The organism is Pseudomonas citrullilanati, assembly GCF_030580855.1.
Taxonomy (GTDB): domain Bacteria; phylum Pseudomonadota; class Gammaproteobacteria; order Pseudomonadales; family Pseudomonadaceae; genus Aquipseudomonas; species Aquipseudomonas citrulli.
Genome location: NZ_JAUQOP010000056.1, coordinates 1 through 16,036, shown reverse-complemented (window position 1 = coordinate 16,036; position 16,036 = coordinate 1). Strand labels below are relative to the sequence as shown.

Genomic DNA, 16,036 nt, shown 5'->3' with positions numbered 1-16,036 from the left:
TGTGGGATCCGCGGAGGCCTCTACAGCGCATTCATTCTGTGCCAATCTTTGCCAATCGCCTTCCTGGAGCTGTCCCGATGCCGTCTCTGATCTCCGACCACCCGCTGCTCGGTGCCTTGGTGCTGTTGGTGCTCGACCTGCTGTTGTGGCGACTGGTCAGTGCGGAGCGAACCTACTGGAAAATCGGCATGCGGCTGGTGATTTTCTCGTTGTTCAGCGTGTTGCTGTTCAACGAGGGGCTCAACCCGATGGTGCCGGCGCAGTGGGTCGACGACGTGCCCCGGCACCTGGCGGCCACCGGCTTGCAGATCGCCTGGTGGCTGTTCGCCGCGCGGACCCTGACGGTGCTGATCGGCGCGGCGATGATGCAACGGGTCGGGCATACCGGGCGGTTGTTGCAGGACCTGCTCGGCGCGGTGATCTTCCTGATCGCCGTCATCGCGGCCCTGGCCTATGTGCTGGACCTGCCGGTCAAGGGCGTGCTGGCGACCTCCGGCGCGGTGGCGATCATCGTCGGCCTGGCCTTGCAAAGCACCCTGAGCGATGTGTTCTCCGGGATCGTGCTCAACACCACCAAGCCCTACCAGCTCGATGACTGGATCTCCATCGACGGCACCGAAGGCCGGGTCACCGACATCGACTGGCGGGCCACGCGGCTCCAGACCTCCCAGGGCAGCATGGCGGTGATCCCCAACTCCCTGGCGGCCAAGGCCAAGATCATCAACTTCAGCCGGCCCAGCGACGTGCATGGCTTGTCCATCAGCGTCCAGGTCAGCCCGCACGCCCGACCGCAAAAGGTCATCGAAGCGCTGGAGCGCGCGATGATCGGCTGCCGTGCCTTGCTCGCCAGCCCGGCGCCCTGCGTCACGCTCAAATCGTCCGGCAGCGGCGGGGCGGAATACGAGATCAGTGGGTTCGTGGCGTCGATGGGCCAGAAGCGTGACGTGCGCAATCAACTCTACGACCTGGCGTTCCGGCACCTGCGGTCGTCGGGCATCAGCTTGTTGTCCACCACGGAAAGCGCGGCGGCCAGCGCGTATTCGCGGCCCAGGGCGTTGCTGGAAAGCTCGAGCATTTTCTCCACCCTGCGCCAGGAAGAAAAAGACACCTTCAGCCAGAACATGACCCTGCAGACCTTCCGCCCCGGTGACATGATCCTGCCGGCGGGGGAGGTCAGCGACCACTTGTTCATCATCGAGTCCGGCGTGGTCAGCGTCACCCTGGTGCGCAATGGGTTGACGCTCGAAGGCGGGCGCATGGGCCCGGGGGAGGTCATCGGCGAAGCGGGCATCGTCGCCGAGCAGGCCACCCTGGCGAATTTTTCGGCGAAGACGTTCTGCAGCCTTTATCGCATCGAGAACAGCTACCTCAAACCGTGCCTCGAAGCACGCCGCGACATCAGCGACGCGATGAAGAACCTGCTGGATATACGCATCCACCTGGCCGAGAACCTGACGCGCGAAGCCCCCAAGCCGGTGGCCAAGAAACGCTTCCTGCAATGGCTGCGTAGCCGGGCCTGATGCCCGTCTTGGACCCTGTGGCGAGGGGATTTGTCCCCGCTGGGCTGCGCAGCAGCCCTAAATCACTCACTCGGTGTATCAGCTAGATTGAGTCTGCTGCTTTGGGTCTGCTGCGCAGCCCGGCGGGGATAAATCCCCTCGCCACAATAAGTCTGTGTTCATTGCCAAAAGGCCGCATCGCTTCTCCATTGGCCACCCGAACTTCCAAACAATTGGCTATTTGTCCTGCGCCACCGCAGGGCTAACGTAGCGCCACACACACCTTTGTCCTGGAGTTCACCATGCAACCGCGCATCGATTTCTACACCGCTTCCCCCGACGCTTTCAAAGCCATGCTCGCCCTGGAAACCGCCGTCTCGAAACTGGGCCTGGAAAAATCCCTGATCGAGCTGGTCAAGCTGCGGGCCTCGCAGATCAATGGCTGCGCCTTCTGCATCGACATGCACACCGCCGATGCGCGCAAGGACGGCGAGACCGAACGACGCCTTTACGCCGTGACGGCCTGGCGCGAGGCGCCATTCTTCACCGGCCGCGAACGCGCCGCGCTGGCCTGGACCGAAGCCCTGACACGCCTGAGCGAAACCCACGCGCCGGACGCCGACTACGCGCTGCTGAGCGAGCATTTCAACCCCAAGGAAATGGTCGACCTGACCGTGGCGATCAACGCCATCAACGGCTGGAACCGCCTGGCGGTGGGCTTCCGCAAGATGCCCGAGGCGTAATTGCAAGCAAAACGACCTGTTGGAGCAAACCTGTGGGAGCAAGCTCGCTCCCACAGGTATTTATTCCCATACGAGTGATTTTTCGGTTTAACGCGTCGGACGACAGGCGCCGTAATGGGTTTGCTTCGCATTAATAGGAAGCATTACTATTCACGCTCCGTTCCCACAGCGCGCCGTGATGACCCCCAAGCTGCCCCGCAGACCCGGCTTTTTCGAGCATTACGAAGAGTTGATCGGCACGTGGACCCGTCGCCTGCGCAATCGCCAGCAGGCCGAGGACCTGGCCCATGACACCTTCGTGCGGGTGCTTGAGTCCGATTCGAGCGGGGTCGAGCAGCCGCGGGCGTATCTGCACCAGACGGCGCGCAACATTGCAGTGGATGGCTATCGGCGCGAAGATCGACGGGGGGCCATGGAAGAGGCTGTCATCGACCCTGGCCAGTCGTTTTCGGGCGACCCGGAGCACTTCATGCACGCGATCCAACTGGCGGACTCCATCGAGCGGGCGCTTGCCGAGCTGCCGGCCAACTGCCGCACGGTGTTCGTCTGGCAGAAGATCGAAGGCCTGACCCAGGCGGAAATCGCCGAGCGCCTGGGCCTGTCAAAAAATATGGTGGAAAAGTATATGATCCGCACCCTGCGGCATCTGCGCGATCGCCTGGAAGGACCAGGCCAATGATCCGTCGCCCTCTTTCACCTGAGCCACAGGACCTTCCATGATGGATAGCCGTGAATGCCCGTGCGGGCAGGACAGGGTTCGCGACGCGGCGGCGCAATGGTTCGTGCGGTTGCAAGCGCCCGCGATGAGTGTCGAGGAGCGCCAGGGTTTTGAAGCCTGGCTGGACGAGCATCCCAATCACCGTGACGAGATTCAATTGCTCCAGGGCATCTGGAGCGCCACGGACCTGCTGCCCAAGGAACGCCTGCGAGCACTGTGCGAACCACCTGCCGAACGTCCCAGGCGCCGGCCGCTGCTACGTTACGCGGTCGCCGCCGGGCTGTTCGCGGTGGCGCTCGGGTTGGGGTTGTTCAGCGGCTTGAGTTCTTCCACCGACTACAGCGGCGAATACGCCACCGCCCTCGGCGAGCGCCGGCATATCGCCTTGCCGGACGGTTCGGTGATCGAGCTCAACAGCCGCAGCCGGGTGCGTATTCAGTTCGCGCACCGTCAGCGCCGGGTGGAGTTGACCGAAGGCGAGGCGTTGTTCACGGTCGAGCATGATGCCGGCCGGCCATTCACCGTCGAGGCGGGCAACGGCCAGGTGACGGTGACCGGGACGCGCTTCGACGTACGCCGCGATACGGACAAGACCCGGGTGGCGGTGGCGCAGGGCAGCGTCAAGGTCCAGGGGCGCGGTGAGCCCAAGGCACTGTTCGTCAGCCTCACGCCGGGCCTCGGCACCCAGATCGATGCCCAGGGTAAAGTCGCCGCACCGTACGCGATCAACGCCGATGCACTCACGGCCTGGCGCAACGGCAAACTGGTATTCAATGACGCGCCCTTGAGTGAAGTGGCTGAAGAAGTCTCCCGTTATCGCACCCAGCCCCTGCGGGTCGGCAGCGCGGCGGTGGGCAAGCTGCGCCTGACCAGCGTGTTCCGCGCCGACGACCCCGAGGCACTGCTCAAGGCGCTGCCGAACATCCTGCCGGTGGCCGTACGCAACCTGGATGACGGCAGCCAGGAAATAATCGCACGATAGATTCAGGTTTTTTCCGAGTTCTTCGTCTTCTTGTCCTACTGCAACTGGTTTGCATTAACAGACGCGTATTCTTGCGATCAACAGGACAAGGTTCGACGTGAATAAAATCGCCAAAAACAACCACCGTACCCCGGCGCGCTGGCCGCTCCTGGCCCTGACCCTGGCGGTCAGCGCTGCATTGCCCCAGGCGTTTGCCGACCAGGCCGCCACCGCCATTCACATCCAGGCGCAGCCGTTGGGGCAAGCCTTGAGCCAGCTCGGCCAGCAGACCTCATTGCAAGTGTTCTTCAACCCCGAGCTGGTGTCCGGCAAACAAGCGCCAGCGGTGGATGGCAACTTGTCCCCGGAAGCGGCCTTGCGCCAATTGCTGCAGGGCAGCGGCCTGCAATACCAGATCGAGCAGGGTTCGGTGACGCTGTTGCCGGCACCTTCGGCGTCCAGCGCCGGCCCGCTGGAGCTGGACGCGACTGAAATCCAGGTGGTCGGTGACTGGCTCGGCGATGCCAATGCCGAAGTGGTGCAGAACCACCCCGGTGCGCGTACGGTGATCCGCCGCGAAGCGATGGTGGAGCAGGGCGCCATGAACGTCGGCGACGTACTGCGGCGGGTGCCGGGTGTGCAGGTGCAGGACGCCAACGGCACGGGCGGCAGTGACATTTCCCTGAACGTCGGCGTGCGCGGCCTGACCTCGCGCTTGTCGCCACGCTCCACGGTGTTGATCGACGGCGTACCGGCAGCGTTCGCGCCCTACGGCCAGCCGCAACTGTCCATGGCGCCGATTTCCTCGGGCAACCTGGACAGCATCGACGTCGTGCGCGGCGCCGGGTCCGTGCGCTACGGGCCGCAGAACGTCGGCGGGGTGATCAACTTCGTGACCCGGGCCATCCCGGAGAAAGCCACCGGTGAAATCGGCACCACCCTGGAAACCTCCCAGCGCGGCGGCTGGAAGCACATCGACACGGCTTTTCTCGGTGGCACCGCCGACAACGGCCTGGGCGTGGCGCTGTTGTATTCGGGCGTCAACGGCAACGGGTATCGCCAGCGCAACAACGGCAATGACATCGACGACGTGATTCTCAAGACCCACTGGGCGCCGACCGATGTCGACGACTTCTCGCTGAATTTCCATTACTACGACGCCAGGGCCGACATGCCCGGTGGCTTGACCCAGGCCCAGTACGACGCGGACCCGTACCAGTCCGACCGCGACTGGGACAACTTCAGCGGCCGGCGCAAGGATGTGTCGTTCAAGTGGATCCGCGAGATCAACGAGCGTACCCAGGCCGAAGTGCTGACCTATTACTCCGACAGCTACCGTGGCAGCACCATCGCCTCCCGGGACCAGCGCAACCTGGTGTCCTACCCGCGTACCTATTACACCTTCGGCATCGAGCCCCGGGTGTCCCACGTGTTCGACCTCGGCCCTACCACCCAGGAAGCCAGCGTCGGTTATCGCTACCTCAAGGAAGGCATGCACGAAGAGGCCAGCCGCCTGGCGTTGCGCAATAACGAACCGGTGGTACGCCCGGGGGCCGATGGCCACGTCTACCAGGACCGCACCGGCGGCACTGAAGCCCATGCGGTCTACATCGATGACAAGATCGATGTCGGCAAGTGGACCCTCACTCCAGGCCTCCGCTTCGAAAGCATCAGCACCGAATGGCACGACCGCCCGGTGCTCGACACCACCGGCCGCCCCGTGCAGGAAAAACGCCGCAGCATCGACAGCAACGAACCGCTGCCGGCCCTGAGCGTGATGTATCACCTGTCCGACGCCTGGAAGCTGTTCGCCAACTACGAGACCTCGTTCGGCAGCCTGCAATACTTCCAGCTCGGCCAGGGCGGCAATGGCAACGACACCGCCAATGGCCTGAGCCCGGAGAAGGCCAAGACCTACGAGATCGGCACGCGCTACAACGATGATGTGTGGGGCGGTGAAGTGACGCTGTTCTACATCGACTTCGACGACGAGTTGCAATACATCAGCAACGACGTGGGCTGGACGAACATGGGCGCGACCAAGCACCAGGGCCTGGAAGCTTCGGTGCACTACGACATGGCCGCGCTCGACCCACGCCTCGACGGCCTCACCGCCAACGCCGGTTTCACCTACACCCGGGCGACGTACGAAGGCGAGATCCCAAGCTTCAAGGGCCGTGACCTGCCGTTCTATTCCCGCCAGGTGGCCAACGTGGGACTGCGCTACGACGTCAACCGCTGGACCTACAACCTCGACGCCTTCGCCCAGTCCAAGCAGCGCTCACCGGGCAACAACGTGAACGCCGATGGCAGCTTCAGCGGCGACTACATTACCGATGGCACCGCCGATGGGCAGTACGGCGACATGCCGGGCTACGTGCTCTGGAACGTGCGCGCCGGCTATGACTTCGGTGCACAGCTGTCGAACCTGAAAGTCGGCGCCGGGGTGAAGAACCTGTTCGATCACCAGTACTACACCCGCTCCAGCGACAACAACTCGGGCATCTACGTGGGGGCACCGCGTACGTTCTTTGTGCAGGCCAGCGTGGGGTTTTGAGCAAGACCCCAGGCTGAGGTTCATCTTTGTGGCGAGGGGATTTATCCCCGCTGGGCTGCGCAGCAGCCCTAAAATCACCCACTCGGTGTGTCAGGCAGATTGAGTCTGCTGCTTTGGGTCTGCTGCGCAGCCCAGCGGGGATAAATCCCCTCGCCACAGGGAGTCTGTTTGCCACAAGAGCGGGGAGGCCTCAGACCTTCAACACTTTGCCACTGGCCGCCACCACCACCAGCGACAACGCCAGCAGCCCGAAGGCCATGCTCAGGCTGCTGCCATGGGCGACGAAGCCGATCAGCGCCGGACCGGCGAGGATGCCGGCGTAGCCGATGGTGGTGATGGCCGGCACCGCGATCGCTTCGGGCATCAGCGTCTGCTTGCCCACGGCGGTGTACAGCACCGGCACGATGTTCGAACAGCCGGCACCCACCAGCGCATACCCCAGCAACGCGGCCTGCCACATCGGGGCCACGGTCGCCAGGACGAACCCGGCGGCAGCGGTCGCACCGCCATAGATGATCACGCGGCGGGCGCCCAGGCGGTGCACCACCGCATCACCGGTCAGCCGGCCGACAGTCATGGTCAGTGCGAATGCGGCATAGCCCAGCCCGGCGTAGGCCGTCGCCACCCCGCGCTCGGTGGCCAGGAACACCGCGCTCCAGTCCAGCACCGCGCCTTCGGCGAGGAACACGATGAAGCACAGGACGCCGATGAACAGCACCACGCCGTGGGGGATGGCAAACGCCGGTCCCGAGCTCTCGCTGCCGTAGGGCAGCAGGTGCGGCGCAGCCTTGAACAAGGCCACCAGCAGCAGGGCATTGACCACCAGCGTCGCCCCCAGGGGCGACAACCCCAGGCCGAGCAGGGCGCTGACGCCGGCCGCGCCGACGATCCCGCCGAGGCTGAACATGCCATGGAAGCCCGACATCATGGTCTTGCCACTGGCCCGCTCGACGATCACCGCTTGCAGGTTCACGGTGGAGTCCACGGTGCCGAGCCCGGCGCCGAACAGGAACAAGGCGCCAACCAGCCACGGCAACGCGTCCATCGTCGCCAGCAGCGGCAACGCCAGGCAGATCAGGATCGTGCCGCCAGTGAGCACCCGACGGCAGCCGAACCGCGCCGCCAGCGCACCGGAAATCGGCATCGCCAGGATCGACCCCACGCCCAGGCACAACAACAGCAGGCCGAGCGTGCCTTCGTCCAGGTTCGCCCGCACCTTGGCGTAAGGCACCAGCGGCGCCCAGGCGGCGATACCGACGCCGGCGATGAGGTAGGCGATGCGCGTGGACATCTGTTCCAGGCGTCCGGGGACAAAGGTGGGCGGAGGGGTGATGGCGGTCATGAATCGTCCTTGGTTGTTTCGGGCGGTGCGGTGATGCAGGCAGGGTGCCTATGCTTGCATATCCACTGACCGCACCGCGACCCCAAGGTGCCAACGCGCTGCCACGTCTTCGTTGAAACCGCGGGCTCAGCGTGCCTCGAACAACCTGATGCGTTTCACCTGTTCCGCCTCGATGTCGAAGTAGAGCAGGGCCGCCAGCGAGGCGGGGTCATCGAAGCATTCGACGATCACGGTTTGCGCCGACGAAGCGTGGACCGACAGGTGCTGGGCCCGGCGCAACGCTTGCTTGATAGCGGGGTCGACCGGAACGGGCGGTCGGCCCCTGCGCACCTGTTCGCAAAAGGCCAGGGCCACTGCTCGCGGCGTGGGCGGCGGCGGTGAGGCCAGGCCGAGGTCCTCGAACAGTCGATTGAGCTGATCGGCGGTGGAAACGGCCCTGGGAAAACCCGTGAAGGCAGAAGCCTGCACCACCAGCTCGACGATTTCCCCCGGCGCCAGGCCGGACGCCAGCCCGGTCCTCAAGTGCACGCTCAAGGGTGGCCCGATCATGCCGGCGGCCACGATGGCGGCCAGCGTCGCACCCTCCCGCAGGCGTGGATCAAGGCCTGGACGACTCTGCAAATGACCGTACACCACGCCCACCGCCAGCTCGCCGAGCGCCGGTGCGGTGTGGAACAGTGCGTCGAGGCGTGCGCCACCGTCGGGCACGAGCTCGATGAAGTGCTTGCGGCCTTCGCTGTAGAGCTCGGCCATGGGGTTGGAGGCAGGTTTGCGGCTCATCGGGGGTCATCCTTGCGTTGGAGGCTGATGGGCAAAGTACTGGCTAACCGTCGGTTCCGCACCTGTCGGATCTGACAGGTTACGAGACAAGAACAGGCCGCCATCGCGAGCAGGCTCGCTCCCACAGTCGATCTTCAGCGAGCACAAAGTGAGTTCCCCTGTGGGAGCGAGCCTGCTCGCGAAGACGACAGCCCATTCACCCTCGATACAACTGACCTCCCGCAGAGCGAATCAACCCACCTGCGGCCCAAACTCCACCACCGGCATCTGCCGCTTCACCAACACTTCACCGTTGCGGATCGAGTAGAGCGGCAGGCCTTGGCTGCGGATCACTTCGTAGTCACTGTCGGCCGAGAGAATCAGCAGGTTCGCCGGGCGTCCGGGCGCCAACCCGTAGCGCTCGCCCAGGGCCATGGCCTTGGCGCTGTTGTCGGTGACCAGGTCGAGGGCGCTCTGCAGGTTGCGGTAGCCGAGCATGTGGCAGATGTGCAGCCCCGCTTCCAGTACCCGCAGGATGTTGCCGTTGCCCAGGGGGTACCACGGGTCGACGATGGAATCCTGGCCGAAGCACACGTTCATCCCGGCCTCCAGCAGTTCATTGACCCGGGTGACGCCACGGCGTTTGGGGAAGTTGTCGAAGCGACCTTGCAGGTGAATGCTCTCGGTGGGGCAGGACACGAAGCTGATGCCCGAGTGCCCGAGCAGGCGAAACAGCTTGGCGCAATAGGCGTTGTCGTAGGAGCCCATGGCCGTGGTGTGGCTGGCGGTGACCCGGGCGCCCATGTCGCGGCTGCGGGCTTCCTCGGCCAGCACTTCGAGGAAGCGCGAGTGCGGGTCGTCGGTTTCATCGCAATGCACGTCCACCAGGCAACCGGTGCGCTCGGCCAGGTCCATCAGGAACTTCACCGAGCTGACGCCCTGGTCGCGGGTGTACTCGAAATGCGGGATACCGCCCACCACGTCGGCGCCCATGCGGATCGCTTCCTCCATCAACTCGCGGCCATTGCGGTAGGACTCGATGCCTTCCTGGGGAAACGCGACGATCTGCATGTCGACCAGGTGCCGGTTTTCCTCGCGCACCTGCAGCATCGCCTTGAGGGCCGTGAGCGCCGGGTCGGTGACGTCGACGTGGGTGCGCACGTGCTGGATGCCATGGGCGGCGAGGGCCTGGAGGGTCTTGCTGGCGCGGGTCCGGGTGTCTTCCTCGGTGATGGTGGCCTTGCGTTCGCCCCAGCACTCGATGCCTTCGAACAGCGTGCCGCTCATGTTCCAGCGCGGCTCGCCGGCGGTGAGGGTCGCGTCCAAGTGGATGTGCGGCTCGACGAAGGGCGGCACCACCAGGTTGCCGCCGGCATCGAGGTCCTGCGGGCCCAGGCTGGGGGCCTCGGTCTGGCGGGCGATGCTGGCGATCAGGCCATTTTCCAGGTGCAGTTCATGCAGGCCGTCGTGGTTGCGCAGGCGGGCGTTGATGATGTGCATCGGGCAAATCCTTTATAGGTCTTGTAGGGGGGCGTCAGCGCTGCGAGTACCCATCACGCCGATCAATAACACATACGTTAGCGCGCCCGTGGCGATTCCTACCAGTGGCGCCACCCACGGCGAATTGAACGCGGCGAGCGTGCCGAGCCCATAGGCCAGCAGCCCTGGCCAGTTGAACGCCGGCAACCGGGCTTCGGCCAGGCGTGGATAACGACCGCGCCAACGGAAGAAGAAATCGGCCATGATCACCCCGCCAATCGGGGGAATCACCGTGCCCAGCAGGATCAGGTACGGCACCAGCATGTCGTACATGCCCAGCAGCGCCAGCAGCGTGCCGATCACGGCACCGCCGAGGGTCACGGCTTTGCGCCGGCGGGTGCGCAGCAAGTTGCAACCGGCCACCGCGAAGTTGTAGATGGTGTTGTCCTGGGTGCTCCAGATATTGAGCAGCAGCATCGCCATCGCCGCCATGGCGAAGCCTTGCAACAGCAGCACTTCGACCACGTCCGGTTGTTGATAGACAATGGCCCCGTAGGCGCCGATCAGCACCATCAGGCCGTTGCCGAGGAAAAAGCCGATCAGGCTCGCCAGCACCGCGACTTTCGCCGAGCGGGAGAATCGTGTCCAGTTGGTCGCCTGGGTCGCGCCGCTGACGAAGGTGCCGAACACCAGCGTGATGGCGGTCGACCAGTCGAGGCTGCCGGTCGGCACCACCGCCAGCAAGCCCTCCAGGCCGCCGACCTTCGCCGTCGCGACCCACATCGATAGCATCAGCAACAGCACCATGGCGGGTACGGCAAGGTACGAGAGGATTTCCAGCCCGCGATAACCGACATAGGCCGTGGCACAGAACCCCAGGCCGAACAGCATCATCAACCCGAGTACGGTGCCCTCGCTCAATTCGAAATACTTGCCCAGCACCACCGCCGCCGTCGCCGTGCCCCAGGCGTACCAGCCGATCTGGGTGAAGCCCAGGACCAGGTCACTGAGCTTGCTGCCCACCTCGCCAAAACAGAAGCGCCCCATCAGCACCGAATTGAGCCCGCTCTTGAAGGCGATGTAACCGAGGCCCGCCGCGTACAGGCCCAGCAGCAGATTGCCGATCACGATCACCGTGAGCATCTCGGCAAAACCGAACGCCACCCCCAGCTTGCCGCCGGCAAACATCGTGGCGGTGAAGAAGGTGAAACCCAGCAGTACCATGGCCGTGGAGGCCAGGCCCTTGCGGGCATGCAGCGGGACTTCGCTCAGGGGATAGTCATTGCCTGGATCGTTCTGGGTCATGGGGCGGTCCTTGCGGGTGGGGGATATCGCAAGCGTGCAGCGGCCGTGCCAAACGAGTGATCGCGAGGTTATGTATAGACAATCCTGGGAATTGGGTAGGGCGATGGGGTCGAAAGCGGTGCGGCGGTGATTCAAGTTGGAACACAGGTCTCATTGCCCATGCATGCAAGCCCCACTGTGGGAGCGGGCTTGCTCGCGAAGGCATCGGTCAGTTGGATCGGTATCGACTGACAGGCCGCTATCGCGAGCAGGCCCGCTCCCACAAGGGCTAGGGTTTTTTCAGGGGGCGCGGCACAGGAAGCTCGCTTGCGACCAGGGATTGGGATTATTCGCCGTGGTAGATGCAACCGCTGGTGCAGGTCTCATGGATGCGGATCGCGCTGAGTTCCGGCAGCAACGGCTTGAGCTCGTTCCAGATCCACTTGGCGAGGACTTCGCTGGTGGGGTTTTCCAGGCCGGGGATGTCGTTGAGGTAGTTGTGGTCCAGGCGCTCGTAGAGCGGCTTGAAGATCGCCTTGATCTCCGAGAAGTCACGGATCCAGCCGGTGTGCGGGTCGATGTCGCCGCTCAGGTGGATCGCTACCTTGAACGAATGCCCGTGAAGGCGCCCGCACTTGTGGCCTTCCGGCACGTGGGGCAGGCGATGGGCGGATTCGAAGGTGAATTCTTTGAAAATTTCCACAGGTTCGGGCTCTTTGAAATATCGGTCGCGAGGCAGGCGGCGCAGTCTATCAGTTTGCCGCCGACGCTGCGCGGCCATGCTGACTAAAGGGTCAGCAATCGGTCGGCCAGGCCACCATTGGCGGTGAGTTCGAGGAACTCGTCGCCGAGCCGACGACTTTCGTCCATCGCCTTGCGCCAATAGGTGCGGCGGCTCGGGTCATCACCCATGAAGCGCTTGAAGTCGTTGCGGTCTGGCAGTTTGCCGTAGGGCAGGCGCGCCAGGTACTCGCGCGATGGCGCCAGCAACAGCACGTCCTGCAGGCGTTCGACGCTGGCCCGGCGCCACGGCAAGCCTTTGTCGAACCAGCCGGGAATGACCCGGTCGGTGAAGTGCGGGTACAGCACGATGTCCTCGCCGCTGTAGGGCAGATCGAGGTGGTAATCCAGCAGGCCGCCGTCGCGGTAGGTGCCGGCCCCGGCCCCGGGCAGGTCGCGCACCCCCTCCATCACCATCGGGATCGAGCCCGACGCCAGCAGCGCCTGGCGCAGGTTGGCGGTGCCCAGGGGCACGAAGCGGGACGGAAAGTCCTCCAGCGGATGCAGGGGCGGGGCGAGGCGCGGATCGTGGATGATCAGGCGTTCGAAATGCCGGGACAGCCGCGCCCGGCCGCGCAGGTTGTCGGCGATCACCGACGACAGGCCCAGGCCCAGCCGGCCGCGATGATCGTGGGCCAGCCAGCCGTGGCTCTTGACCACCATGATGTTGAGCCGGTAGTACGGGTTGTCGAGGAGGGTGGCGTCGCGGCCTTCGAGCAAGTCGTCGAGCATGCGTTGCGAACTGCGGCTCACGCTGGCCATGGTCACGCCCTTGGCGAAGCTCTGCTCGTTGTACAAGGTGCCCAGGCGCCGGATCCCCTCGGCGGCATCCGGCAGGCAGGCACTGGCGAAGCGCCAGGAACCCACCGAGGCGCCGATCAGCGAGCGCTCCCGGGGCGCGGCGGGCAGCCACTCGCCGAACAGCGCCAGGTCCAGGCCCTGGATACCGAGGGCTTTCGGCCCGCCGGCGGCACCTGGCAACGTACCGACGTCGGCGGCGTTCAAGCCGGCCTGGCGAATGCGCGCGAACGCACGGGGGCCGGCCTTGAGGGTAAGAGCGGGAAACTTGATGTGGATGGCAGTCATACCGGTCTCGCGACTTGAGCAAGCGAAGGATTATAGCGACACAAGTCCCTGTGGGAGGACACCTTGACCTGGGTTCGATGATGGCAATTCAGTTTCAGTTAAGTTCACCTCGCTACTGTGCCCCGGTGACGACTATAAAAAGGAGACAACCCATGAACCGCCTGACTGCCTTATTCATCGCGACCCTCATGGCCTTCAACGCGAACCTGGCCCACGCCCGCGACCTGGGCGCCGACGAGTCCCGCCAGTTGCAAGACGCTGGTACCATCCTGACCTTCGAAAAACTCGACGCCGCCGCCCTGGCCGAACACCCGGGCGCCACCGTCACCGATTCCGAGCTGGAAGAAGAGTACGGCAAGTACATTTACCAGGTTGAGTTGCGCGATGCCGAGGGTATCGATTGGGACCTGGAATTGGACGCCGTCACCGGCAAGGTACTCAAGAATCATCAGGATACGTAATGAAGCTTAATTTACGCGCCCGCAGCCGCTGGGCGCTGGCGCTGCTGGCGTTCTGCTCGGTGGTGGTGGCCCGGGACCTGGACCAGGACGAAGCCCTGCACCTGCGCCAGCAGGGCGTGATCCTGCCGCTGGAGCACCTGCTGCAGCAGGCGATGGATCTCCACCCCGGCGCCAAGCTGCTGGAGGCCGAGCTGGAGGAAAAGCACGGCGTCTATATTTATGAGGTCGAGTTGCTGGACACCGACGGTGTCGTGCGTGAACTGGACCTGGAGGCCGCCACCGGCCGTTTACTCAAAGATAAGGAAGACTGATGCGCCTGCTCCTGGTGGAAGATCACGTTCCCCTGGCCGACGAACTGATGGCCGGGCTGACAAGGCAGGGCTACGCCGTCGACTGGCTCGCCGACGGGCGCGACGCGGTGTATCAGGGCAGCAGCGAGCCGTATGACCTGATCATCCTCGACCTGGGCCTGCCCGGCGTGCCGGGGCTCGAAGTGCTGGCCCAATGGCGCGCTGGCGGCCTGTCGACGCCGGTGTTGATCCTGACGGCCCGCGGTTCGTGGGCCGAACGCATCGAAGGCCTCAAGGCCGGGGCCGACGATTACCTGACCAAACCCTTTCATCCCGAAGAACTGCACCTGCGGATCCAGGCGCTGCTGCGTCGCTCCCATGGCCAGTTCAACCAGCCGACGCTGCAGGCGGCCGGGCTGCACCTGGATGAAGGCCGCCAGTGCGTGATCCGGGACGGCGCCGACATCCAGTTGACCGCCGCCGAATTCCGCCTGTTGCGCTATTTCATGTTGCACCCCGAGCAGATCCTGTCCAAGAGTCACCTTGCCGAACACCTGTACGACGGCGAGACCGAGCGCGATTCCAATGTGCTGGAGGTCCACGTCAATCACTTGCGGCGCAAACTGGGCCGCAGCGTGATCGAAACCCGTCGCGGCCAGGGTTACCGGTTCGGCGGGCAGGCGCAGTGAGGTCGATCCAGCGCCGCCTGAGCCTGGGCCTGATCGGCGTGATGGTGGTGGTGGGCCTGGTGCTGGCGCAAACCAGCCTGTGGTTGTTCGAGCTGGGCCTGCAACGTTACCTGGAAGCCGGCCTGCGCAACGACAGCGAGAACCTGCTGGTGGCGCTGGTGCGTGGCCCCCAGGGCCTGCAACTGGATGAGCGACGCTTGTCGCCGGCCTACCAGCGGCCGTTTTCCGGGCATTACTTTCGCATCGACTTTGCCGATGCCCACTGGCGCTCCCGCTCGCTGTGGGACCAGGAATTGCCCCGGCTCGACCACCCGGGCCTGCACAGCAACCTGCAATTGGGCCCCGAGGGCCAGAAGCTGCTGGTGCTGCGCACCGACTACCGGCGCCTGGGCCAGGCCATCTCCATCAGCGTCGCCCAGGACTACACCCCGGTGCGCGACAGTTTCCGCCGGATGCAGCAGGTCGGCCTGGGCCTGGGCTTGGCGGGGCTGCTGCTGATCCTGTTGCTGCAACGCCTCACCGTGCGCCGGGCCTTGCGTCCGCTGGACCGGGCCCGGGAGCAGATTGCGCAGTTGCAACGCGGCCAGCGTTCGCAGCTCGACGAGCAGGTCCCGCGGGAGCTGGAACCGTTGGTGGCGCAGATCAACCACCTGCTGGCCCACACCGAGGACAGCCTCAAGCGTTCACGCAACGCCCTGGGCAATCTCGGCCACGCCTTGAAAACGCCGCTGGCGGTGCTGCAAAGCCTGGCGTCGAACGAAAAACTCGACCCGTACCCCGAGTTGCGCCAGCTGTTGCTCGAACAACTGGAGCAAGTGCGCCAGCGCCTGAACCGCGAACTCAACCGCGCCCGGCTGGCCGGCGATGCGCTGCCCGGCGCGCACCTGGATTGCGACGCCGAACTGCCCGGGTTGCTGGCGACGCTGAACATGATCCACGGCGATCACTTGCAGCTGAGCTACCTCGGGCCGCCCGGCCTGCAACTGCCGTGGGACCGCGAGGACCTGCTGGAATTGCTGGGCAACCTGTTGGACAACGCCTGCAAGTGGGCCGACGCCGAGGTCCGCCTGGCGGTGACCGAGACGGCCGGGACCTACACCCTGGCGGTGGAAGACGATGGCCCGGGCATCCCGGAAGATCGCCGCGACCAGGTCTTCAGCCGCGGCACACGGCTGGACGAACAAACCGATGGCCACGGCCTCGGGCTGGGGATCGTGCGGGACATCGTCGACAGTTGGGGCGGCACGCTCACGCTGCGCGACAGCGAGTGGGGCGGGGTGAAGGTCATGATCGAGTTGCCGCGACGCTGATATCGCATCCTATTCGTGGGAGCGGGCTTGCTCGCGAATGCGGTGGGTCAGCTATCCATTTTTTCACTGAACCACCGC

The 16,036-nt window shown here is 64.8% G+C and carries 15 protein-coding genes; 9 read left to right on the top strand and 6 right to left on the bottom strand.

What is annotated here, in order from left to right:
• The first annotated feature begins 77 nt into the window (after positions 1-77).
• The 5 genes from Q6A48_RS23910 to Q6A48_RS23890 all read left to right on the top strand — a co-directional run bounded on the left by Q6A48_RS23910 (position 78) and on the right by Q6A48_RS23890 (position 6,478).
• Positions 78-1,520 (top strand): mechanosensitive ion channel family protein, encoded by a 1,443-nt coding sequence (locus Q6A48_RS23910; RefSeq protein ID WP_304556871.1) that lies wholly within the window; start codon positions 78-80, stop codon positions 1,518-1,520.
• Positions 1,521-1,801: 281 nt separating this feature from the next.
• A complete protein-coding gene (locus tag Q6A48_RS23905; protein ID WP_053146771.1) occupies positions 1,802-2,242 on the top strand; it encodes a carboxymuconolactone decarboxylase family protein in 441 nt (146 codons plus the stop codon).
• A gap of 178 nt (positions 2,243-2,420) precedes the next feature.
• Positions 2,421-2,921 (top strand): sigma-70 family RNA polymerase sigma factor, encoded by a 501-nt coding sequence (locus tag Q6A48_RS23900; RefSeq protein WP_304556870.1) that lies wholly within the window; start codon positions 2,421-2,423, stop codon positions 2,919-2,921.
• A 37-nt stretch (positions 2,922-2,958) separates the two neighbouring features.
• On the top strand, positions 2,959-3,942 hold the full coding sequence (locus Q6A48_RS23895) for a FecR family protein (RefSeq protein WP_304556869.1): 984 nt from the start codon (positions 2,959-2,961) through the stop codon (positions 3,940-3,942).
• A gap of 97 nt (positions 3,943-4,039) precedes the next feature.
• The gene (locus tag Q6A48_RS23890) at positions 4,040-6,478 is read left to right on the top strand and encodes a TonB-dependent siderophore receptor (RefSeq protein ID WP_304556868.1); all 2,439 of its coding nucleotides are present in this window, start codon (positions 4,040-4,042) and stop codon (positions 6,476-6,478) included.
• A 190-nt stretch (positions 6,479-6,668) separates the two neighbouring features.
• On the opposite strand, the gene Q6A48_RS23885 is transcribed toward Q6A48_RS23890, so the two are convergent.
• From Q6A48_RS23885 to Q6A48_RS23860, 6 genes are all read right to left on the bottom strand, one after another.
• Positions 6,669-7,820 (bottom strand): MFS transporter, encoded by a 1,152-nt coding sequence (locus Q6A48_RS23885; protein WP_304556867.1) that lies wholly within the window; start codon positions 7,818-7,820, stop codon positions 6,669-6,671.
• 126 nt (positions 7,821-7,946) lie between these two features.
• Entirely contained in the window at positions 7,947-8,600 is a 654-nt protein-coding gene (locus tag Q6A48_RS23880; protein ID WP_304556866.1) for a carboxymuconolactone decarboxylase family protein, read from the bottom strand.
• 231 nt (positions 8,601-8,831) lie between these two features.
• Positions 8,832-10,079 (bottom strand): cytosine deaminase, encoded by a 1,248-nt coding sequence (gene codA / locus Q6A48_RS23875; protein WP_304556865.1) that lies wholly within the window; start codon positions 10,077-10,079, stop codon positions 8,832-8,834.
• 12 nt (positions 10,080-10,091) lie between these two features.
• Positions 10,092-11,363, bottom strand: coding sequence for a cytosine permease (codB, locus tag Q6A48_RS23870; RefSeq protein ID WP_304556864.1), 1,272 nt, complete (start codon positions 11,361-11,363; stop codon positions 10,092-10,094).
• A gap of 325 nt (positions 11,364-11,688) precedes the next feature.
• A complete protein-coding gene (gene queD / locus Q6A48_RS23865; RefSeq protein ID WP_025212792.1) occupies positions 11,689-12,045 on the bottom strand; it encodes a 6-carboxytetrahydropterin synthase QueD in 357 nt (118 codons plus the stop codon).
• Between the two features lie 83 nt (positions 12,046-12,128).
• Complete coding sequence (locus Q6A48_RS23860) at positions 12,129-13,208, bottom strand: patatin-like phospholipase family protein (protein ID WP_304556862.1); 1,080 nt, start codon at positions 13,206-13,208, stop codon at positions 12,129-12,131.
• Positions 13,209-13,360: 152 nt separating this feature from the next.
• Between Q6A48_RS23860 and Q6A48_RS23855 the strand changes: the two genes are divergently transcribed.
• Genes Q6A48_RS23855 through Q6A48_RS23840 form a run of 4 tightly spaced genes read left to right on the top strand, consistent with a single transcriptional unit; the run spans position 13,361 to position 15,958 of the window.
• Complete coding sequence (locus tag Q6A48_RS23855) at positions 13,361-13,669, top strand: PepSY domain-containing protein (protein WP_304556861.1); 309 nt, start codon at positions 13,361-13,363, stop codon at positions 13,667-13,669.
• Positions 13,669-13,980, top strand: coding sequence for a PepSY domain-containing protein (locus Q6A48_RS23850; protein WP_304556860.1), 312 nt, complete (start codon positions 13,669-13,671; stop codon positions 13,978-13,980). Before Q6A48_RS23855 ends, Q6A48_RS23850 begins: the two co-directional genes overlap by 1 nt.
• Entirely contained in the window at positions 13,980-14,648 is a 669-nt protein-coding gene (locus Q6A48_RS23845; protein WP_304556859.1) for a response regulator transcription factor, read from the top strand. Before Q6A48_RS23850 ends, Q6A48_RS23845 begins: the two co-directional genes overlap by 1 nt.
• Positions 14,645-15,958 carry a sensor histidine kinase gene (locus tag Q6A48_RS23840; protein ID WP_304556858.1) on the top strand — a complete coding sequence of 438 codons (1,314 nt, stop codon included), beginning with the start codon at positions 14,645-14,647 and terminating at the stop codon, positions 15,956-15,958. The genes Q6A48_RS23845 and Q6A48_RS23840 overlap by 4 nt, the downstream gene beginning before the upstream one ends.
• Positions 15,959-16,036: the final 78 nt, after the last annotated feature.